Source organism: Longimicrobium sp., from assembly GCA_036389795.1.
Classification (GTDB): Bacteria; Gemmatimonadota; Gemmatimonadetes; order Longimicrobiales; family Longimicrobiaceae; genus Longimicrobium.
This window is the reverse complement of the sequence record DASVWD010000032.1, coordinates 18876-38818: the sequence shown is the minus strand read 5'-3', so window position 1 is coordinate 38818 and position 19943 is coordinate 18876. Positions and strand designations below refer to the sequence as shown.

Here is a 19943-nt window from a genome sequence, read left to right as displayed (position 1 = left end):
CGGACGGCGGGGAGCAGCCTCTTCACTCAGGACGGAGCACAACACACTCAGTCCATCAACCATCCGAACCGCCGTATACGGACCCGTACGTACGGTGGTGGGGGAGGGGGTGCCGGGAGACCGGCCCCCCTATCCCGATTCGACGCCAGGTCCGGACAATCAGTGGCTGTACGCTGTCATTCCGAGGCCCGATCACACCGAACCGGCCTCTGCACGAATGTCGGCAGGGCCGAGGAATCTTCTCACCTCGCCAGGTGGGTCGGGCGCGGTAGCGTCACCGATGCCCGCCCGCTTCATCCCGTACCCTCGAATCTCCATCCGATACGCACTTCCCGGGTCTGTCATTCCGAGTGGAGCCCGGTGCGCCGGACCCGCGTCTGCACCGTCGCCGGCCGGGCTCCCGAGGAATCTACCCGCGGCCGCCACGAGGCCAGACTCGTGCGCGGAGCCGGCCACCTGGCATGGGCGCTCTTCCGCTCGGCGCCGGCTCCGCGCCTGGACGACCGCTTCGAGGCGCGGCTGCGCCAGCGGGAGCGCCGGGAGCTCGCCCTCCGCTTCTCCTCCGCGCGCGCCGCCCGGGCCGCCGGGGCCATCCAGCCGCCGGGGGGGCCGCGCCGAGCGATCACGCCGGGCGTGCCCGCGGTGGGCGCCCTGATGGACCTGAACGTCGAGACCTCCGACTTCTGCAGCGAGTTCGACACCCGCACGGGGCGGGTGATCGCCGTCGGTACTCACGTCGTGGTGATCGCCGACACGCTGAACCCGTCCGGCGGCTTCAGCGCGGCCCAGTACCAGGCCCTCGCCGACAGCTTCGACACCTTCATCTGGCCCACGCTCACGGCCAGCTTCGGCGCGCCGGCGGACATCGACGGCAACAACAACCGGGTGATCGCCTTCTTCACGCGCGCGGTCAACGAGCGGACTCCCGGCGGCGCCACCCGGTTCGTCCCCGGCTACTTCCTCTGGCGCGACCTGAGGCCGGCCACCGAGTGCCCCACCAGCAACATCGGGGAGATGATCTACCTCCCCGCGGCGGACCCCTCGGCCACGGTGAACGGCAACGCGCGCGGCGTCACCGAGACGTTCGAGGAGGTGCAGCAGACGCTGGCGCACGAGATGGAGCACCTGATCAACGCCTCGCGCCGCTTCTACGTCACGGGCACGACCGATCTCGCGCCGCCGTGGCTCGACGAGGGGCTGGCGCACGTCGCCCAGGAGCTGGTCTTCTACTCGCGCTCGGGGCTGGCGCCGGGCCAGAACGTCGACGCCGCCGACCTGGGCGTCCCGGCGGTGCAGGACGCGTTCTTCCGGTACGTGTACGACAACTTCGCCCGCCTGGACCAGTGGCTGCTGGCGCCGGACACCAGCGGGCCGTTCCAGGACGACGCCGACTCGGCCACCCGCGGCGCGGCCTGGGCGTTCCTGCGCTACGCGGCGGACCGCAGGGGCGGCACGCAGGCGGCGTTCTGGCAGTCGCTGGTGGACGGCGACGGCTCGAACCTCCCGACCGGGCTCGTGCTCCTGCAGGAGGCGCTGGGCACCGATCCGCTCCCCTGGTTCCGCGACTTCGCGGCGGCCATGTACATCGACGACGCCGTGGGGAGCCCGCCCGCCGCCTACACGCAGCCGAGCTGGAACTTCCGCGGCCTGTACGCCAGCCCCGACTTCAGCGATGACGCCGCCTGCTCGTGCAGCTACCGGCTCGCCGCGCCCGACCTGGCCAACGGCGTCGCGAGCAGCTTCACGCTGTCCAACGGCGGCGCGGCGGCGTACCGGCGGCTGGGCGTGGCCGCCAGCGCCTTCGCCGGGGTCACCGTCCGCACCACCGACGACGCGGCGCCGCCCACCACGGTGAAGATCGCCGTGATCCGCCGCGAGTAGCCGCGCGCGGTTGCGGATGACGGAGCGGCCCGCCCGGATGCGTTCCGGGCGGGCCGCTTTTCAGTGCATGATTGCGCGAACGGCACCAGGCGCGCGGGGCGTGGTCCCGAAAACCGCGCGACGCCGCGTACGATAATTGCTTGAAGCCAAACTTTTCGCAACCGCGGGTCCCCGCGCCTCCACGTCCGTTCTCCCGCGGCGGCCTCCGGTCCGGCCCGGCCGCCCGCACTCCACCGGGAGTGGAGCCATGACCATCCCCACCGAGCCGATCGGCAGCATCCCGCGACCCGAGGCGTTGATCGAGGCGGTCGCGGACGGGGACGTGGACGACCCCGGCCTGGTTCCGCTCTTCGACGCGGCGATCCGCGACACCATCGAGCGGTTCGAGGCCACCGGCTCCCCCGTCGTCACCGACGGCGAGCAGAGGAAGTACCACAACTTCTGGACGTACTCGGTCCACGGGCTGCCGAACACGGCGCCCGACGGGTTCAGGATTCCCTTCGCGGCCGGCCACACGCGCCGGATGCCGCGGCTCACGCGCGGCCCCTTCCGGTACCGGCGCTACGCGGACGGCTACCTCGACACGGCGCAGCGCTACGCGCACCGGCCGGTGAAGCAGGCCGTGATCTCCCCGTCCGCGCTGAGCCTGATGTACCCCGCCGACCCGATCCCCGGGTACACGCGCGACGAGTTCATCGACGACCTGCTGCGCGAGCACGAGGGCGAGATCCGCCGCTGCCTGGAGAAGGGCGCGCACGCCGTCCAGATCGACTTCACCGAAGGGCGGCTGGCCATGAAGATCGATCCCTCCGGGAACCTGCTCAACAGCTTCATCGACCTGAACAACCTGGCGCTGTCGCGCTTCTCCCCCGCGGAGCGCGGGCTGATCGGTGTGCACACCTGTCCCGGGGGCGACCTCGACTCGACCCACAGCGCCGACGTCGACTACGCCGAGCTGCTGCCGAGCCTGTTCGAGCTCAGGGTGGGCAGGTTCTACATCGCGCTGGCCGGGGAGCGGGACCGCGTGCGCGTGCTGAAGATCATCCGGCAGTACATGAAGCCGGACCAGCGCATCTTCGTCGGCGTCGTCTCGCCGATCGACCCGCGCGTCGAGACGCCCGAAGAGATCCGCGACCGCGTGGTCGAGGCGGCCCGGTACATCCCGCCCGAGCAGCTGGGGACGACCGACGACTGCGGCTTCGCGCCGTTCAGCGACGACCGCTCCACGAGCCGCGACACGGCCTTCGCGAAGATCCGCTCCCGGGTCGTCGGGACCGCGCTCGCCGCGGACCTCCTGGGCAGGTAGCCGAATGTCGAGCCGCGACGACGAAGAAAGCCTGCTGCACTCGGTCGCGCTGCAGAACGCGCAGAGCATCCTCCAGGCGCGCCGCCGCGCGGAGCAGGAGCTGCTGCGGGCGAAGGAGGCGCTGGAGGCGAAGACGGAGGAGCTCGCCCGCTCCCTCTCGATGATGCACGCCACCCTGGAGTCCACCACCGACGCCATCCTGGCGACGGACGAAGGTCGCAAGGTCACCTGCTACAACGAGAATTTCGTCGAGATGTGGCGGGTCCCCCGCGAGGTGATGGCCACGGGCGACCACCGGCGCCTGCTGGAGGTCATGTGCCGGCACTTCGCGGAGCCCCGTCGGTTCCTCGACGGGGTCGAGGCGATCTACGCGGCTTCGCCGCCCGAAAGCGTCGACCTGCTGGAGCTGGCGGACGGGCGGGTGGTCGAGCGGTTCTCGCGCATCCAGAAGGTGGAGCAGCGCAACGTGGGCCGCGTGTGGAGCTACCGCGACATCACCGAGCGCGCGCGCGCCGAGGCGGCGCTGCGCGAGGCGAAGGAAGAGGCGGAGGCCGCCAACCTCGCCAAGAGCGAGTTCCTGGCGGTGATGAGCCACGAGCTGCGCACGCCGCTCAACGCGATCGGCGGGTACGCGGACCTGCTGGAGATGGGCATCCGCGGACCGGTGACCGACGCGCAGCGCGAGGACCTGCGGCGCATCCAGAAGAACCAGCGCCACCTGCTGGGGCTCATCAACGAGGTGCTCAACTACGCGAAGCTGGAAACCGGCAGCGTGCAGTACGAGCTCGCCGACATCCCCGTGCGCGACGTGTTCGCGGGAGTGGAGGGGCTCGTCTCTCCGCAGGTCTGGGCGAAGAAGATCACGCTGAGCGTGGCGGAATGCCCGAGAGAGCTCGCGGTGCGCGCCGACGGGGAGAAGCTGCGGCAGATCCTGGTGAACCTGCTCTCCAACGCCGTCAAGTTCACCGACGCCGGCGGCCGGATCGACCTCACCTGCGAGGCGTCGGGGGACCAGGTGCGCTTCGCCGTCCGCGACACGGGGATCGGCATCCCCGAGGAGAAGCTGGAGGCGATCTTCGAGCCGTTCGTGCAGGTGCGCTCGGACCTGACCCGCACCGCCGAAGGAACGGGGCTGGGGCTGTCGATCAGCCGCGAGCTGGCCCGCGGGATGGGGGGCGACCTGACGGCCGAGAGCGCGCCGGGCGTGGGCAGCACGTTCACGTTGAGGCTGCCCGCGGCGTGAGTGCGTGAGTGCGCGCTCATCTCCGCTTCTCTCGCACTTCGCACTTCGCACTTCGCACTTCGCACCTCGCACCTCGCACTCGCTTGCGACGCCGGTCGGGGCTCCGTAGCGTTGGTGGTCCGGTCGGCTCCCACCCCCGCGCGGCGAGGTCGAGCGATGCCCCCGTCAGTGAACTCCCCCGCCTCTGCGGCGCCCGTCCGCATCGTCGTGCTCGGCGGCGGCGTGGCGGGGCTGACGGCCGCGCGGCACCTGGAGGCGCGCTTCGGAAGCCGCCCCGGGGCCGAGATCACCCTGGTCAGCCGCGACAACTTCTTCCTCCTGAGCCCGCTGCTGTTCGAAGCGTGCTCGGGCGTGCTGGAGCTGCGCCACTGCGCGCAGCCGATCCGGCCGTGCCTGCGGCGGGCGCGCTTCATCGAGGCCACCGTGGAGGGGGTGGACGTGGAGCGCCGCTCGGTGCGCGTGCTCCCCGGCGAGGGCGGCGCGCGCGAGCTGCCGTACGACCACCTGGTGGTGGCGCTGGGCGCCGTCACCAACACGTCGCTCATCCCCGGGTCGGAGCACGCCCGCACCTTCAAGACCGTGGCCGACGCGCTCCTGCTGCGCAACCACGTGGTCGAGCGCTTCGAGCTGGCGGAGGTGGAGGCCGACCCGGGCCGGCGGCGGCGGCTCCTCGCCTTCGTGGTGATCGGGGGCGGGCTGGTGGGGGTGGAGCTGCTGGGCGAGCTGACCGCCTTCGCCGCCGACGTGCTGCGCTACTACCCGCGCATCCGCCGCGACGAGCTGAGCTACCACCTGTTCGAGGCCGGCGGGCGGCTCCTCCCCGAGTCGACGCCGCGCCTGGCCGCCTACGCCGAGCGCATCCTGCGGCGGCGCGGGGCCGAGCTGCACGTCTCCACGCCGGTGGAGGCGATCGAGCCGTGGGGGGTGCGCTGGAAGGAGGGGGTGGTCGAGGCCGACACCGTGGTGCTGGCGGCGGGAATCGCGACGAACGCCGTGGCCGCCGCCCTCCCGGTGGAGCGCGACCGGCGCGGCCGCATCGTCACCGACGCCGGCCTGCGCAGCGTGAGCCACCCCACGGTGTGGGCGCTGGGCGACTGCGCCGCCATCCCGGGCCCCGACGGGAAGCCGTACCCCGCCCTGGCGCAGCACGCCATCCGCGAGGCGCCCGCGGTGGCGAGTAACGTCCACGCGGCCGTCACGGGGCGTGCGACGAAGCCCTTCGTCTTCCGGACGCTGGGCACCATGGCGGCGTTCGGCCACACGCGGGCGGCGGCGGACCTGCGCGGCATCCCGCTGACCGGCTTCGCCGCCTGGTGGATGCGGCGCACCTACTACCTGTTCCAGATGCCGCGCTGGGACACGCGGCTGCGCATCGCGCTGGACTGGACCATCGCGCTCTTCTTCCGGCCCGACCTCACCAAGGTGGACCTGGCCGTCGAGCAGGAGCAGGAGGAGCGCAACCGTCCCGCGGGCTCGTCGCCGCCCGCCATCCCGGCCGACGCCGGGCGGCTCCCCGCGCCGTCCGTCCCCGGCGGCGCCTGACGCCGCTGCCGGGCGGTCGGCGGGCCGGCATCCGTGCCGCTGCCGCGCCCAACCCACCTGCCGGGGTGAGAAGATTCTTCGGGCCTGCGGCCATCCGTGCGGATGCGGCTTTCCGTGTGGCCGGGCCTCAGAATGACGGCAAGTACCTGCTGATCGACCGATTTCAGGCTCTTTCGCACTTCGCGCTTCGCCTTCGAGATCAGCCGATGTCCAGCAGGCGGATCAGCAGCGTGCTGGCGGCGACGAGGACGACGAGCGAGCCGGTGACGGCCAGGATCACCCGCGCGCCCACCTTCCCCAGCACCCGCACGTCCACCCCCAGCCCCAGCGCGGCCATCGCCGCCACGGTCATCCAGCGCGCCACCTCGCGCACGGGGGCGGCGACCCCGGCCGGGATCACCCCCAGCGAGCGGGCGGCGGCCAGCAGCAGGAACCCCACGATGAACCAGGGGACGAAGCTCCCGGCCGCCAGCTTCTGCTCGCCGATCCTGTGCCGGCGGAGGGTGAAGAAGACGACCAGGGGGCCGAGCAGGAGCACGCGCACCAGCTTCACCAGCGTCCCCACCTCGCCCGCGAGGGCGCTGACGGGGAAGGTGGCGGCCAGCACCTGGGGGACGGCGTACACCGTCATCCCCGCCAGCGCGCCGTACTGGTAGTCGTCGAAGCCGAGCAGGGGTTTGGCCAGCGGCAGGGTGAGCACGACGATCACCCCCAGCACGGCGGTGAAGGCGATGGACGAGGCCACGTCCTCCTTCTCGGCCCCGATCACCGGCGCCACCGCGGCGATGGCCGAGTTGCCGCAGATGGCGTTGCCGCAGGCGATGAGCGTCGACAGCTTCGGGTTGAGCCCCAGCAGCCGCCCGATCCCGTAGCCGCAGCCGAGCCCCGCCGCGACCACGAGCAGGATGGCGACGACGAGCGGCGCCCCGGCGCGCAGCAGGAGCGGCAGGTCCACCGAGGCGCCCAGCAGCACGATCGCCGTCTCCAGCACCTGCTTGCTGGCGAACCCGATGCCGGGCTCGAAGCGCGGCGGGGGCGTCCAGAAGGTGCGCACCGCCATCCCGAGCAGGATGGCGAGCACCAGCGCCTCGACCACCGCGTGGCGGAAGAGGCGGACCTCGGCGAGCTGGAGGAGCCACGCGGCCGCGGCGATCGCCGCGGCCAGGAGGACGCCCGGGACGAGGGCGGGGAGGAAGGCGCGCCGGGCGCTCACGCGGGGGTCCGGGGGCGGCGTGGGGCGCGGGGCGGCACGGAGCTTGATCGGGGCAGGCCGCGGCTTACGGAATCGAGCACAGGGAGCACGGGATGCTGGCAGAACACGAGCGGAGCCGGATCGAGCACCGCCTGCTGCGCGAGCGCGAGCAGGCGCTGGACGCCATCGAGCACTTCGACGAGCGGCTCGCCGACCTGCGCGACCGCGCGGGCGAGCTGAGCCTGTACCGCTTCCACCCGGCCGACGTCGGCACCGAGTCGCAGGACCAGGAGCAGGACTTCCTCCTCACCAGCGTGGAGGGCCGGCGCCTGTACCAGATCGACGAGGCGCTCTCGCGGCTCTACAAGTCGCCCGAGACCTTCGGCGCGTGCGAGGTGTGCGGCCGCGACATCGGGGTGGAGCGCCTGGAGGTGATCCCCGAGACGCGCCTCTGCGCCGAGCACGCCCGCGCCGCCGACGAGGCCGCCGGCGTGGACGCCGACCCCCGCGAGGCGGCGCGCACGGACAACGAGCCGCGCTCGTAGCGACTTCCGCCCGTCGCGCCGGGACCCCCTCTCCCCCGGCCCCTCTCCCACGAGGGGAGAGGGGAGAACACAGCGCGGGGACGGGCCTTTTCTCCTACGTAGGCGCACCGGTGCATCGCAGCGGTGTCGTCGCGCGCAGCGCCGAGGTGTTTCCCCTCTCCCGCAGTCTGGGAGAGGGGAGCGCGGCCCCTGGTCGTGAGGAACGAACGACCGGGGTCGCGCGGGGGAGAGGGCCCCGGCGGCCTTGCCCCCCGCCGGGCGAGGCATGCCTCGCCCCTACCGTGCGATCGTGCGAGGTGCCGTCCTTCACTCACGCACTCACGCACTCACGCACTCACGCACTTCCCCTCAAACCACGTCCTTCAGCATCTCCTGCAGCGTCTCCCGCGCCCGCATCACCCGCATCTTGAGCGCGCTGATGCCGGTGTCGAGCATCTCGGCCATCTCCTCGTAGCTGCGCCCCTCCACGTGCTTGAGGAGGAAGGCCTCGCGCTGGGACTCGGGGAGCCGCGCGAGCGCCGCCTCCACCACGCGGCCCAGCTCCGTGCGCTCCAGCTGGAGGCCGGGGTCGTCGCCCACGGGGGCGGCGTGCGCCTCGTCCACCAGCGACACCGTGTGCTGGCGCCGGTTCTTCAGCCAGTCCTTGCAGCGGTTGCGCAGGATGCGGAAGAGCCAGGCGGGGAAGCGCTCCGGGTCCTGGCAGGTGTCCAGGCGGGTGTACGCCTTGACGAACGAGTCCTGCACCAGGTCGGCGGCGGCGTCGGAGTCGCCCACCATCGCCGCGGCGTGGCGGAAGAGCGCGTCCTGGTAGCGGCCCACCAGCTGGGCGTAGAGCTCGCGCTCTCCGCCCAGGATCCGGCCGACCAGCTGCGCGTCCGAGGGTGCTTCCACGAGAGGGCAGTGCGGCGTGAAAAGAGGCCCGGCGTCCGGCGACGGACGGCGCGCCTCCGCATCGCGAGAACCGTGCGCCGCGGCGTGATTCCCACGGCCGGAATTCGACTTGCGAGCCCCGGGGCGGCTCGCTATGTTCCGCGCTCCTGTCGCCCCCGGGGTCCGGGGCGGAAGGCGCACAATCTACTCTCGCACGCGCGTCCGAGGAAGTCGATATGTCGTCGAAGGGGCTGGAGGGCGTCTCGGTAGGGCAGACCCGCCTGAGCTGGATCGACGGGGAGAAGGGGGAGCTGATCTACGCGGGCTACGACATCGACGACCTGGCCCGCAACACCACCTTCGAGGAAGTCTGCTACCTCCTCTGGAACGGCGAGCTTCCGAATCGTGAGCAGCTGACCGAGCTGAAGGGCCAGCTGGCCGCCGAGCGGGCCCTCTCGGGCAAGATGCTGGAGATGGTCCGCCGCTTCCCGAAGGACGCCGACCCGATGGCGGCGCTGCGCACGGCGGTCTCGGCGCTCGGGATGTACGACGCCAGCGCCGACGACAACTCCGAGGCGGAGCTGCGCCGCAAGGCGGTCCTGCTCACCGCCAGGACCCCCACCCTCGTGGCGGCGTACCACCGCGCGCGGAACGGCAAGGAGCCGGTGGCCCCCCGCCCGGACCTCGGCGAGGCGGCCAACTTCCTCTACATGCTCAACGACGAGGTCCCCAACGACACCCGCTGCCGCACCATGGACGCGGCGCTGGTGCTGCACGCCGAGCACGGGATGAACGCCTCGACGTTCGCGGCGCGGGTGACGGCGGGGACGCTCTCCGACATCTACTCCTGCATCGCCTCGGCGATCGGCACGCTGAAGGGCCCCAGCCACGGCGGCGCCAACGTGGAGGTGATGGACATGCTCCGCGAGATCGACGAGAGCGGCGCCGACCCGGCCGAGTGGGTGCGGAGCGCGCTCGACGAGAAGCGCCGGATCATGGGCTTCGGCCACCGCGTCTACAAGGCCACCGACCCGCGCGCCACCGTGCTGCGCGAGCTGGCCGACCGCATCATGGCCGAGGCGGGCGAGACCCGGTGGCTGGACCTGTCGGACCGCATCCGCGCGGTGATGGCCGAGGAGATGGAGAAGCGCGGGAAGAAGATCTACCCGAACGTGGACTTCTTCTCGGCGTCGGTCTACACCACGCTGGGGATCCCGATGGACCTGTTCACCTGCGTCTTCGCGATGGCGCGGATGCCGGGGTGGACGGCGCACCTGCTGGAGCAGTACGCCAACAACCGGCTGATCCGCCCCACGAGCGACTACGTGGGCCCGCGGGGGCTCCAGGTGAAGCCGCTCGACCAGCGCTAGTCCCCTCGTGGCGCGAGACCCACGCCTCCCGCGGGGCGCGGCGGGCACCCCGCCGCGCCCCGCGCGTTTGCCCCCTCCGGCTCGCCGGGGCTCGCCACCTCCCCCGGCTGCGCGGGGGAGGCTGCAGGGCAGGATTCGCGCGGGGCACGGATCGGTGCCGGGGCGGCCTCGCACTGAAACCGGCCGCTCGCAGCGCGGGCCGCCCTGCCACCTCCCCCGGCACGGGGGAGGTGGCGACGCGGTGGCGGCGCCGGAGGGGGCCGCGGGGTGGCCACTTCGCGCGAGATCCGCTGGCGCGGTGTGTTGCAGTTCGAAGCTCGAGACAGCACTAATGCAGGCCTAACGCACCAGATGTCCTGGGCAGGGACCCTTCCACGTATCTTTCGAGAACGAGACCGATGAGCGACTGGCAGCCCACACCGCCCGAAGGCGGCGAGCGCGTGGAGATCCGGGACGGGCGGCTCCACGTCCCCGACCACCCGGTGCTCCCCTTCATCGAGGGCGACGGCACCGGCCCCGACATCTGGGCGGCGTCGCAGCCCGTGTTCGACGCGGCGGTGGAGAAGGCGTACGGCGGACGGAAGCGGATCCGCTGGATGGAGGTGCTGGCCGGGGAGAAGAGCTTCAACCAGACCGGGAGCTGGCTCCCCGACGCCACGCTGGACGCGTTCCGCACCTACCTGGTGGGCATCAAGGGGCCGCTCACCACCCCCGTGGGCGGCGGGATCCGCTCGCTGAACGTGGCGCTGCGCCAGATCCTGGACCTGTACGCCTGCGTGCGCCCGGTGCGCTGGTTCGAGGGCGTCCCCTCGCCGGTGAAGAAGCCCGGCGACGTGGACATGGTGATCTTCCGCGAGAACACGGAAGACATCTACGCGGGGATCGAGTTCGAGGCGGGCACCGACGAGGCGCAGCGCTTCCGGCAACTCTTCGAGCAGGCGTTCCCCGACCGCTTCAAGAAGGTGCGCTTCCCCGACACCGCGGGCTTCGGCCTCAAGCCGGTCTCGCGCGAGGGGACGGAGCGGCTGGTGCGCTCGGCCATCGAGTACGCGGTGCGCCAGGGGCGCCGCTCGGTGACGCTGGTGCACAAGGGGAACATCATGAAGTTCACCGAGGGCGCCTTCAAGAACTGGGGGTACGAGCTGGCCGAGCGCGAGTTCGGCGGGCAGACCTTCACCTGGGCCCAGTACGACCGCATCAAGGACCAGGACGGCGAGGACGCGGCCAACCGGGCGCAGAAGGAGGCCGAAGGGGCGGGGAAGGTGATCGTGAAGGACGCCATCGCCGACGCCTTCCTGCAGCAGATCCTGACGCGGGCGAAGGACTACGACGTGATCGCCACCCTCAACCTGAACGGCGACTACGTCTCCGACGCGCTGGCCGCGCAGGTGGGCGGGATCGGGATCGCGCCGGGGGCCAACATCAACTACGTGACCGGGCACGCCATCTTCGAGGCCACGCACGGCACCGCGCCCAAGTACGCGGGGAAGGACATGGTGAACCCCGGCTCGGTGATCCTCTCGGGCGAGATGATGCTGCGCTACCTGGGGTGGACCGAGGCGGCCGACCTGATCGTCAGGGGCCTGGAGGGCGCCATCCGCCAGAAGACCGTCACCTACGACTTCGAGCGGCTGATGGAGGGCGCCACCAAGGTCTCCACCTCGGAGTTCGGGCGGAAGATCGTGGAGAACATGTAGGGAAGTGCGTGAGTGCGCGCGGGCCCGGCCTCGGCACGGGAGGTGGACGCGACCGAAGGATCTACTCACCTTGCCGCGAGGCTGGGTTTTCGCCGCGAGGCCGGCCACGGTGTCTGGTGAGTAGATCCTTCGGTCGCCGCCGGTCCTCGTCGCGAGGGTGAGGACGCCGAGGCGGCTCCCTCAGGATGACATCCGGTGGGAATGCTGACGCGGGAGATGCGCCGGGAAATCGGGGCGCGCGCGACAGGCGCGCCCCGCAGCCTCGCAGAGGCTTCCTGCGGTTGTTGCCGCGCTTTCAATCGCCCGGACCGGACTCGCCCGAGTAGAACGATTTCGACCAGACGCAGAACGAACCGAACATGAACGTGACCGTCGTCCGCGCGGACGCCGCCACCCGGCAGACGCCGCTCCTGGCCGTCCCCGTCTTCGAGGGGGAGCCCGACGCCGCCCTCTCCGCGCTCGACCAGGCGCTGGGCGGCGCCGTGGCCTCGCTCCGCCAGCGCGGCGACCTGCGCGGCAAGGAGGGCGAGACGCTCGTCCTCTACCCCGAGGGGAAGCTCCCCGCCGAGCGCCTCCTCCTGATCGGGATCGGGAAGGCCGACGCGGTGACGGCCGAGCGGCTGCGCAGGGCGGGCGGCACCGCGGCCAAGCAGGCGGCCAAGCTCCGCGCCGCCTCGCTCGCCGTCGCGCTCCCGGCTTCCGCGCTCCCCGCGGGCGAGGCGGCGCGGGCGCTCGCCGAAGGGGCGGTGCTCGGCGCCTACACCTTCACCGAGCTCAAGTCGAAGAACGAAGACGCGCCGCCCGTCGCCCTCGGCGAGGCGGCCATCCTCCTCCCCGACGGCGCGGACGAGGCGGCCGCGCGCGAGGGTGCCCGCGTGGGCGAGATCGTCGCCCGCGCCGAGAACTTCGCGCGCGACCTGGGCAACCTCCCCGGCAACGTCGCCACCCCCTCGCGGCTCGCTGCCGAGGCCGAGAAGATCGCCGCCGAGCACGGGATGGCGGTCACCATCCTGGGCCCCGCCGAGATGGAGGCGGAGGGGATGGGGGCGCTCCTGGCCGTGGCGCGCGGCAGCGACGAGGAGCCGCGGCTGATCGTGCTGGAGCACCGCCGCGGGCCCGAGGGGCAGAAGCCGCTCGTCCTCGTCGGCAAGGGGCTCACCTTCGACGCGGGCGGCATCTCCATCAAGCCCGCGGCGGGGATGGAGGAGATGAAGTTCGACATGTGCGGCGGCGCGGCGACCCTGGCCGCCATGAAGGCGATCGGCGAGCTGGGGATCGCCGCGAACGTCGTCGGCGTGGTCCCCTCCAGCGAGAACCTGCTGGGCGGGCGCGCCATGAAGCCGGGCGACATCTTCCGCGCGCGCTCGGGGAAGACCATCGAGGTGGTCAACACCGACGCCGAGGGGCGGCTGATCCTGGCCGACGCCATCCACTACGCCAGGCGCTACGAGCCGGCGGCGATCCTCGACGCGGCCACCCTCACCGGCGCCTGCGTGGTGGCGCTGGGGAACCACGCCACCGGGATCATGGGCAACGACGAGGCGCTGCTGGAGGAGGTGCGCCGCGCGGGCGAGCGCACGGGCGAGCGCTGCTGGCCGCTGCCGATGTTCGACGAGTACCGCGAGCAGATCAAGTCCGACTACGCCGACATCAAGAACTCGGGCGGCCGCCCCGCGGGGGCCATCACCGCCGGCTGGTTCCTGCGCGAGTTCGTGGGAGAGGTGCCGTGGTGCCACCTGGACGTGGCGGGCACCGCCTACGGCGACGGGAAGCTGTCGTACCAGGCGAAGGGCTCCACCGGGAACCCCACCCGCCTGTTCGTCGACTGGGTGATGCAGCGCGCCGGATGAGCCGCCGCGCCCTCCGCTCCGCGCTCACGGCCCTCGCGCTGTCCCTCTCCGGCGCGGGGGCCGCGCTCGCCCCGGCGGCGGCGCAGGACACCATCCCGCCGCGCCCGCGCCCGGCACCCGCCCCCCGCGACACGGTGCCGCGCCCGCCGCGCGACACCGTCCCCCGCCCCCCCCGCGACACCACGCGCGTCGGCATCCCCCCCGAGGCGGTGCGCGGCGACACCCTCCCCGACCAGGCCGCCGGGCAGGACACCGTCCCACCGGACTCGACGCTTCCCGCGCCCGCCTTCCCCGCGCACCCGCTGCCGCCGGCGCACGGCTTCGCCGACGCCACCTGGGTCTTCGGCCGGCAGGAGCTGGGGCAGTTCCACGGGCTCTCGGTGGCCGAGCTGCTGGACCGCATCCCGGGGCTCGGGATCACCCGCGCGGGGAGCTTCGGGCGCCCGCTGGACGTCTCGCCCTTCTTCAGCGGCGGCGGCCGGATGCGCGTGTTCCTGGACGGCTACGAGCTGCGCGCGCTCTCGGGCTCCACCCCCGACCTGCAGCGCATCCCCACCGTCAACCTGGCCGAGGTGCGCGTGCACCGGGGGATGCACGAGGTGCGCGTCGACCTCACCAGCTTCCGGCTCACCGACGTGCGCCCCTACGCGCTGATCGAGGGGATGGACGGCGACTACGACAGCCGGGCGCTCCGGGGGATGTTCACCCGGCCGATCGGGCGGCGCTTCCTGGCCGAGATCGCGCTGGACCTGGTGGAGACCGACGGCTTCCTGCGCCGCGAGCCGTACGGCTCCACCCACGGCATCGGCCGGCTGAGCTACGCCTTCTCGCCCGACGCGGGGCTCCAGCTCGAGTACCGCACCTCGAAGGTCGACGCCGAGCGGCGCATCGGGCAGCAGCGGCTCGCCTTCGAGAGCTTCGACCGCAGCGACCTGATCCTGCGCGGGCGCGGGCGGATCGGCCGGCTGCACCTGGAGGCGCTGGCGGGGCGCACGAAGCTGGAGCCGGCGGGCGACGACACCGTCACCTTCCCCGTCGACAACCTGCAGGTGGAGGGGCGCGCCAGCATCGAGTCGAAGATCGGGCTCCTCTCCGGCGGCGTGCGCCTGCACCGCGGCGAGGAGGACGGCTGGGCGCCCGACGCCACGGAGCTGTGGGGGCGGCTCGACTTCGCGCCGGGTCCGGGGCTCGCGGCCACGGGCGAGGTGCGCTCGCTCACCGTGGGCGGCGTCACGGGGCTGGAGACCGAGGCCACGCTGCGCGCGGGGCTCGGCGCCTTCTCGGTCTTCGGCTCGCTGGCGGCGGGGACGCGGGGCATCCGCTTCCGCGACGACACCACCGAGGTGGTGACGACCATCGGCGGGATCGTGGGGATCCCGGGCGTGCCCACGCTCGACACCGTCCCGGTGGCCTTCTTCCGCACTGCCGACCCGGCGCTGAACGCGCTCCGCGCCGGCGCCGAGTACGCGGGGAGCCGGGTGCGCCTGGGCGCCGCGTTCGTCTCGCACGACGTGGAGACGCTCCTTCCCTTCGGCTTCGTGACCGACCGCGGGGTGGAGCCGGCCGAGGGCGGGCGGGTGACGGGGGTGGAGGGGTATGCCTCGTTCCCGATCCGCTGGCGGCAGCTGCGCTTCGAGGGGTGGTACCAGCGCTGGCTGAGCGGCGAGGAGCGGCCCTACCTGCCCACGCAGCTCGGCCGGGCGGCGCTGGAGTACACGGGCGTCTTCCGGGGCGGGGCCCTGGAGCCGCTGATCCGCCTGGAGCTGGTGGGGCGCGACCAGTCCGAGGCGCCGGACCCCGCCACGGGCGAGCTGGTGGTGACCCCGCGCTACGGGATCGTGAACGCCTACGTGCAGATCCGCATCCTGGACGTGCGGGTCTTCTGGCGCTTCGACAACCTCTTCAACCAGCGCGGCCGCTTCGACCTCCCCGGCACGGAGCTCCCCGGCGGCCGGGCGCTGTACGGGGTGCGGTGGTTCTTCCGGAACTGAAGTGCGTGAGTGCGTGAGTGCGTGAAGGTCCGGTTCCGGACCCGCGTTCGCGCCAGCGAATGTCGTCCCGAAGGCGCCGCTGCGCCGAGGCCGCGTCCGCACCGGGGCCCGGCGGCGCCTGAGGGATCTACTCCGCGTTCCTGGTGGCCGGCTCCGCTCGCGACCAGGCTCCGGACCGCGTCGACAGACCGGCTCGCGTCTGGGCCGCTTTGACGCGCTGGACGTCGCATGGGAGTCCGCGCAGGCAGACTTCGTGCTGTCGTGGACCCCGGTTCCAACCGGGGGAACACGGCGGGGGACGCGGAGATTTTCGCCCCCGGCCGCGGCCGGGGGTGTGGTTTTTGAGGGGGGCGCCGTGCGCGCCGTGGCACCTTTGTTCAGTTGACGGAGAGGGCGGCGCGGGGGTAACTTTTCCGGTTCCGAGGGAGGGGAATGATCCGGAGCATGACTGGGTACGGGGAGGCCCAGCGGGCCACCCCCGCGGGCACCCTGCTGGTGGAAGTCCGGACGGTCAACCACCGCCACTTCAACGCCAACCTCCGCATCCCCTCCTCGCTGGCGAGGTGGGAGGCCGAGCTGCGCGAGTGGCTGCGCGCCGCCTTCGCCCGCGGCCACGTCAACTGCGCCGTGCGCCTGGAGCCGCCGGCGGGCGTGCCGCGGGGGCTCAGGATCGACGAGGAGCGCGCGGGGGCGTACCTGGCGGTGCTGCGCGACTTCGCCGCGCGCCACGGCGTCCCCGGCGAGGTGGACGTCGGCACCCTCGCCCGCTTCTCCGACATCTACCTCCGCGACGAGGGGGGCGGCGAGGCGGCCGAGGAGGTGGCCGGCGACGACCTGCGCGCCGCGGTGGACGACGCCGCGCGGCAGTGCATCGCCATGCGCGAGGACGAGGGGCGCCGCCTCCACGCCGACCTGGAGGGGCGCGTGGCGGCGATCGAGGAGGCGCTCGCCGTGATCGCCGAGCTGGCGCCCGCGCGGCTCGCCGCCGAGCGCGACCGGCTGCGCGAGGCCGTCGCCGAGCTGTCCGGCGCGGTGGCGGTGGACCAGGAGCGGCTGGCCCAGGAGATCGCCTACCTGGCCGAGCGCTGGGACATCAACGAGGAGCTGGTGCGCTTCCGCTCGCACAACGAGCTGTTCCGCGAGCTGCTGGCGGCCGACGCGGCCGAGCCCGTGGGGAAGCGGCTGGGGTTCCTCGTCCAGGAGATGCACCGCGAGGCCAACACCATCGGCTCCAAGGCCAACCACGCGGCAATCGCCCACCGCGTGGTGGCCATCAAGGAGGAGGTCGAGCGCCTCCGCGAGCAGGTGGAGAACGTCGAGTGAGCGCGCCGGACCTCGCGTTCCCGCTGGTGCTCTCGGCGCCCTCGGGGGCGGGAAAGACGACGCTGGCCAACCGCCTGCGCGAGCGCAACCCGAAGGTGGTGTTCTCGGTGTCGGCCACCACGCGCCAGCCGCGGCCGTACGAGCAGGACGGGAAGCACTACCACTTCGTGCCGCGCGACGAGTTCGTGCGCATGCGCAACGCGGGCGAGCTGATCGAGTGGGCCGAGGTGCACGGCGAGTTCTACGGCACGCCGCTGGCCAACGTGCGCGCCGCCGGGGAGCGGGGCGAGCACCTGCTGCTGGACATCGACGTGCAGGGCGCGGCGCAGATCCGCGCGAAGGTCCCCGAGGCGGTGCTGGTCTTCATCCTCCCGCCCTCGGGCACCGTGCTGGTGGAGCGGCTCAAGGCGCGCCGCACCGAGAGCGCCGAGGCGCTCAGCCGCCGGCTGCGGAACGCCGAGGAGGAGATCCGCCGCGCGGGCGAGTTCCACCACGTGGTGGTCAACGACGAGCTGGACCGGGCCGTGGAGGACCTGGAGATGATCCTCCGCGGCGAGGGCGGCGGCATCCGCCGGATCCCCTCGCTGGAGCGCGAGATCGAGCGCATCTGCGCCGAGATCGACGCCTACCTCGACCAGCAGGACGCGGTCGGGGCGCAGCAGTAGAGGCTGGGACGAACGCCGTGCGACATGTGCACTTCGCACTTCGCACTTCGCACTTCGCACTTCGCACTTCGCACTTCGCACTTGGGACTATCATGAGAGTCGTCACCCCGGGCCAGGCGGCCCGCCACACCGGCAGCAAGTACCTGGGCGTCCTGGTGGCCGCCAAGATGGCGCGCAACCTCAACGAGCTGCGCCGCGGCGAGCTGATGGAAGACCCCACCCTCACCGGCGGGGAGCCGAAGGAGAAGCTGACCACCACCGCGCTCGAAGAGGTGCGGCAGGGCACGGTCGAGTTCCGCCTGGTCAAGCGCCGCCGCCCCGACCAGCTCTAAAGACGTGAGCGGCCCGCGCGCACCCCGGCGCCCCTTCGCGGGGCGGCGCGTGCTGCTCGGCGTCACGGGCGGGATCGCGGCGTACAAGGCGGTGCAGCTCGCCCGCGACCTGGCGCTGGCCGGCGCCGCCGTCGAGACGGTGCTGACGGCGGGCGCCCAGGAGTTCGTCCGCCCCCTCACCTTCGCGGCGCTCACCGGCCGGCCGGCGCACACCTCGCTCTACCCGGCCGGCGATCCGAACCTGCACATCCGCCTGGCCCGCGAGGCCGACGCCGTGGTCGTGGCGCCGGCCACGGCCAACTTCCTGGCGCGCGCCGCGGCCGGGATGGCCGACGACCTGCTCGCGGCCGTCCTCCTGGCCACCCGCGCCCCCGTGGTGCTCTGCCCGGCGATGAACGACCGGATGTACGCCCACCCGGCCACGCAGGCGAACCTCCAGCGGCTGGCGCAGCTCGGCTACCACCTGGCCGGCCCCGCCGTCGGCCCGCTCGCCTGGGGCGAAGGCGAGGGCCCGGGGCGGATGCTGGAGCCCGACGAGGTGCTGGCCTGGACGGGCCGCGCGCTGGAGGGGGAGACGCCGCTCGCCGGCAGGCGCGTGGTGGTCACCGCCGGCCCCACGCGCGAGCCGATCGACCCGGTGCGCTTCGTCGGCAACCGCTCCTCGGGGCGGATGGGCTACGAGGTGGCCGCCGCGGCGTGGCGGCGCGGGGCGGACGTGGTGCTGGTCTCCGGCCCGTCGCCGCTCGCCCCGCCGCTCGGCGCCGGGGTGCGGCGGGTGGAGACGGCGGAGGAGATGCGGGACGCCGTGGCCGAGGTGCTCCCCGGCGCCGACGCGCTGGTGATGGCCGCCGCCGTGGCCGACTTCCGCCCGGCGCGCGCCGCGGGGGAGAAGATCAAGAAGGAGTCGGGCGGCGTATCCGAGATCCAGCTGGAACCGACGCCGGACGTCCTGCGCGCCACGCGCGAGCTGCGTCCTCCGCAGGCCGTCGTCGTCGGCTTCGCGCTGGAGACGGAAGACCCGGTGGAGAACGGGCGGCGCAAGCTCGAGTCGAAAGGGCTCGATCTGCTGGTGGTGAACGACGCGCGCGAGCCTGGGGCCGGCTTCGAAGTCGAGACGAACCGCGTCGTCTTCCTCCAGCCCGGCCGCCCCGACGAGGCGCTCCCCCTGATGAGCAAGGCCGAGGTCGCGGACTGCATCCTGGACCGCGTCGAGGCGCTGCTCGCGGCGAAGCGCGCGTCGTGACGGACCCGCGCGACCTCCTCCGCAGCTACCTGCGCCAGCGCCGGGAGCTGGGTGACGACGAGCTCGTGCTCGACCGCCACACCCCGGCGGAGCTGCGCGGCCTCCTCTCCCCCGCGCCGGCGGTCCCGGAGCGGCTGGCTCCGTCCCGGCCGGCGCGGCCGGAGCCCGCCGCGCCGCCTCCCCGGCCGGAGCGCGCCGCGCCCGCCGCCGAGCGCCCGGCGCGGCCGCCCGAGACCCACGTCCGCGCCGGCGCCGACGTGCCGGGGACCACGCCGATGCGCCCTGCCGTGGACGCCCCCTCGCGCGGCGTCTCGGCCGAGGAGGTGCGCCGGCTGCCGACGCTGGACGCGGTGCGCGACGTCGCCCTCGGCTGTCCCCGCTGCCGGCTGGCGGAGACGCGTACGAAGGTGGTGTTCGGCGAGGGGGATCCCCGGGCGGACCTGATGGTGGTGGGCGAGGCGCCGGGGCAGGAAGAAGACCGCTCGGGCCGTCCCTTCGTCGGGAAGGCCGGCCGGCTTCTCGACCTGCTGCTGATGACCGCCGGGTTCGAGCGGGAGCGCGTCTACATCTGCAACGTGCTGAAGTGCCGCCCGCCGGGGAACCGCAACCCGAACCCCGACGAAGTCGAAGCCTGCTCGCCGTACCTGCTGCGCCAGGTGGACCTGGTGGAGCCGCGGGTGATCGTGGCCTTCGGCACCTTCGCCGCGCAGACGCTCCTGGGCACCGACATCTCCATCGGGCGGCTCCGCGGCAGGCTGCACCAGTACCGGGGGATCCCGCTCGTCCCGACGTACCACCCGGCCGCCCTGCTCCGCAACCCTGGGTGGGTGCGCGCCGTCTGGGAGGACCTGCAGCGGGTTCGCAGCGTCCTCGACTCGCCTTCCTGATCTCGC

16 protein-coding genes are annotated in these 19943 nt (G+C 73.0%); 14 read left to right on the top strand and 2 right to left on the bottom strand.

Annotated features, from left to right (window positions below):
• Positions 1–438 precede the first annotated feature (438 nt).
• From VF746_04010 to VF746_03995, 4 genes are all read left to right on the top strand, one after another.
• On the top strand, positions 439–1881 hold the full coding sequence (locus tag VF746_04010) for a hypothetical protein (protein HEX8691582.1): 1443 nt from the start codon (positions 439–441) through the stop codon (positions 1879–1881).
• A gap of 247 nt (positions 1882–2128) precedes the next feature.
• Entirely contained in the window at positions 2129–3187 is a 1059-nt protein-coding gene (locus VF746_04005; GenBank protein HEX8691581.1) for a cobalamin-independent methionine synthase II family protein, read from the top strand.
• A gap of 4 nt (positions 3188–3191) precedes the next feature.
• Positions 3192–4430 carry a HAMP domain-containing sensor histidine kinase gene (locus VF746_04000; GenBank protein ID HEX8691580.1) on the top strand — a complete coding sequence of 413 codons (1239 nt, stop codon included), beginning with the start codon at positions 3192–3194 and terminating at the stop codon, positions 4428–4430.
• 156 nt (positions 4431–4586) lie between these two features.
• A complete protein-coding gene (locus VF746_03995; GenBank protein HEX8691579.1) occupies positions 4587–5972 on the top strand; it encodes an NAD(P)/FAD-dependent oxidoreductase in 1386 nt (461 codons plus the stop codon).
• A 199-nt stretch (positions 5973–6171) separates the two neighbouring features.
• Here the strand turns inward: VF746_03995 and VF746_03990 are convergent, their stop codons facing one another.
• Complete coding sequence (locus VF746_03990) at positions 6172–7185, bottom strand: putative sulfate exporter family transporter (GenBank protein HEX8691578.1); 1014 nt, start codon at positions 7183–7185, stop codon at positions 6172–6174.
• Positions 7186–7277: 92 nt separating this feature from the next.
• Between VF746_03990 and VF746_03985 the strand changes: the two genes are divergently transcribed.
• Complete coding sequence (locus VF746_03985; GenBank protein HEX8691577.1) at positions 7278–7709, top strand: TraR/DksA C4-type zinc finger protein; 432 nt, start codon at positions 7278–7280, stop codon at positions 7707–7709.
• A 348-nt stretch (positions 7710–8057) separates the two neighbouring features.
• Here the strand turns inward: VF746_03985 and VF746_03980 are convergent, their stop codons facing one another.
• Positions 8058–8600, bottom strand: a complete 543-nt coding sequence (locus tag VF746_03980) for an RNA polymerase sigma factor (GenBank protein ID HEX8691576.1) — start codon at positions 8598–8600, stop codon at positions 8058–8060.
• A gap of 215 nt (positions 8601–8815) precedes the next feature.
• On the opposite strand from VF746_03980, the gene VF746_03975 reads away from it, so the two are divergent.
• The 9 genes from VF746_03975 (at position 8816) to VF746_03935 (ending at position 19937) form a co-directional block, all read left to right on the top strand.
• Positions 8816–9949 (top strand): citrate/2-methylcitrate synthase, encoded by a 1134-nt coding sequence (locus VF746_03975; GenBank protein HEX8691575.1) that lies wholly within the window; start codon positions 8816–8818, stop codon positions 9947–9949.
• A 398-nt stretch (positions 9950–10347) separates the two neighbouring features.
• Positions 10348–11646, top strand: a complete 1299-nt coding sequence (gene icd, locus VF746_03970; protein HEX8691574.1) for an NADP-dependent isocitrate dehydrogenase — start codon at positions 10348–10350, stop codon at positions 11644–11646.
• Between the two features lie 359 nt (positions 11647–12005).
• Positions 12006–13496: a leucyl aminopeptidase gene (locus tag VF746_03965; GenBank protein HEX8691573.1), complete on the top strand. Its 1491-nt coding sequence runs from the start codon at positions 12006–12008 to the stop codon at positions 13494–13496.
• Positions 13493–15487: a Plug domain-containing protein gene (locus tag VF746_03960; protein HEX8691572.1), complete on the top strand. Its 1995-nt coding sequence runs from the start codon at positions 13493–13495 to the stop codon at positions 15485–15487. The genes VF746_03965 and VF746_03960 overlap by 4 nt, the downstream gene beginning before the upstream one ends.
• Positions 15488–15931: 444 nt before the next feature.
• On the top strand, positions 15932–16810 hold the full coding sequence (locus tag VF746_03955) for a YicC/YloC family endoribonuclease (protein ID HEX8691571.1): 879 nt from the start codon (positions 15932–15934) through the stop codon (positions 16808–16810).
• On the top strand, positions 16807–17475 hold the full coding sequence (gmk, locus tag VF746_03950) for a guanylate kinase (protein ID HEX8691570.1): 669 nt from the start codon (positions 16807–16809) through the stop codon (positions 17473–17475). Before VF746_03955 ends, gmk begins: the two co-directional genes overlap by 4 nt.
• Before the next feature lie 92 nt (positions 17476–17567).
• Positions 17568–17807 (top strand): DNA-directed RNA polymerase subunit omega, encoded by a 240-nt coding sequence (gene rpoZ, locus VF746_03945; GenBank protein HEX8691569.1) that lies wholly within the window; start codon positions 17568–17570, stop codon positions 17805–17807.
• 4 nt (positions 17808–17811) lie between these two features.
• Positions 17812–19050 (top strand): bifunctional phosphopantothenoylcysteine decarboxylase/phosphopantothenate--cysteine ligase CoaBC, encoded by a 1239-nt coding sequence (gene coaBC, locus VF746_03940; GenBank protein ID HEX8691568.1) that lies wholly within the window; start codon positions 17812–17814, stop codon positions 19048–19050.
• Entirely contained in the window at positions 19047–19937 is an 891-nt protein-coding gene (locus tag VF746_03935; protein ID HEX8691567.1) for a uracil-DNA glycosylase, read from the top strand. Before coaBC ends, VF746_03935 begins: the two co-directional genes overlap by 4 nt.
• Positions 19938–19943 lie beyond the last annotated feature (6 nt).

Coding starts and splice junctions, on each gene's coding strand:
- VF746_04005 (HEX8691581.1), top strand. CDS start 2,129: ATGACCATCCCCACCGAGCCGATCGGCAGCATCCCGCGACCCGAGGCG.
- VF746_04000 (HEX8691580.1), top strand. CDS start 3,192: ATGTCGAGCCGCGACGACGAAGAAAGCCTGCTGCACTCGGTCGCGCTG.
- VF746_03995 (HEX8691579.1), top strand. CDS start 4,587: ATGCCCCCGTCAGTGAACTCCCCCGCCTCTGCGGCGCCCGTCCGCATC.
- VF746_03985 (HEX8691577.1), top strand. CDS start 7,278: ATGCTGGCAGAACACGAGCGGAGCCGGATCGAGCACCGCCTGCTGCGC.
- VF746_03975 (HEX8691575.1), top strand. CDS start 8,816: ATGTCGTCGAAGGGGCTGGAGGGCGTCTCGGTAGGGCAGACCCGCCTG.
- icd (HEX8691574.1), top strand. CDS start 10,348: ATGAGCGACTGGCAGCCCACACCGCCCGAAGGCGGCGAGCGCGTGGAG.
- VF746_03965 (HEX8691573.1), top strand. CDS start 12,006: ATGAACGTGACCGTCGTCCGCGCGGACGCCGCCACCCGGCAGACGCCG.
- VF746_03960 (HEX8691572.1), top strand. CDS start 13,493: ATGAGCCGCCGCGCCCTCCGCTCCGCGCTCACGGCCCTCGCGCTGTCC.
- VF746_03955 (HEX8691571.1), top strand. CDS start 15,932: ATGACTGGGTACGGGGAGGCCCAGCGGGCCACCCCCGCGGGCACCCTG.
- rpoZ (HEX8691569.1), top strand. CDS start 17,568: ATGAGAGTCGTCACCCCGGGCCAGGCGGCCCGCCACACCGGCAGCAAG.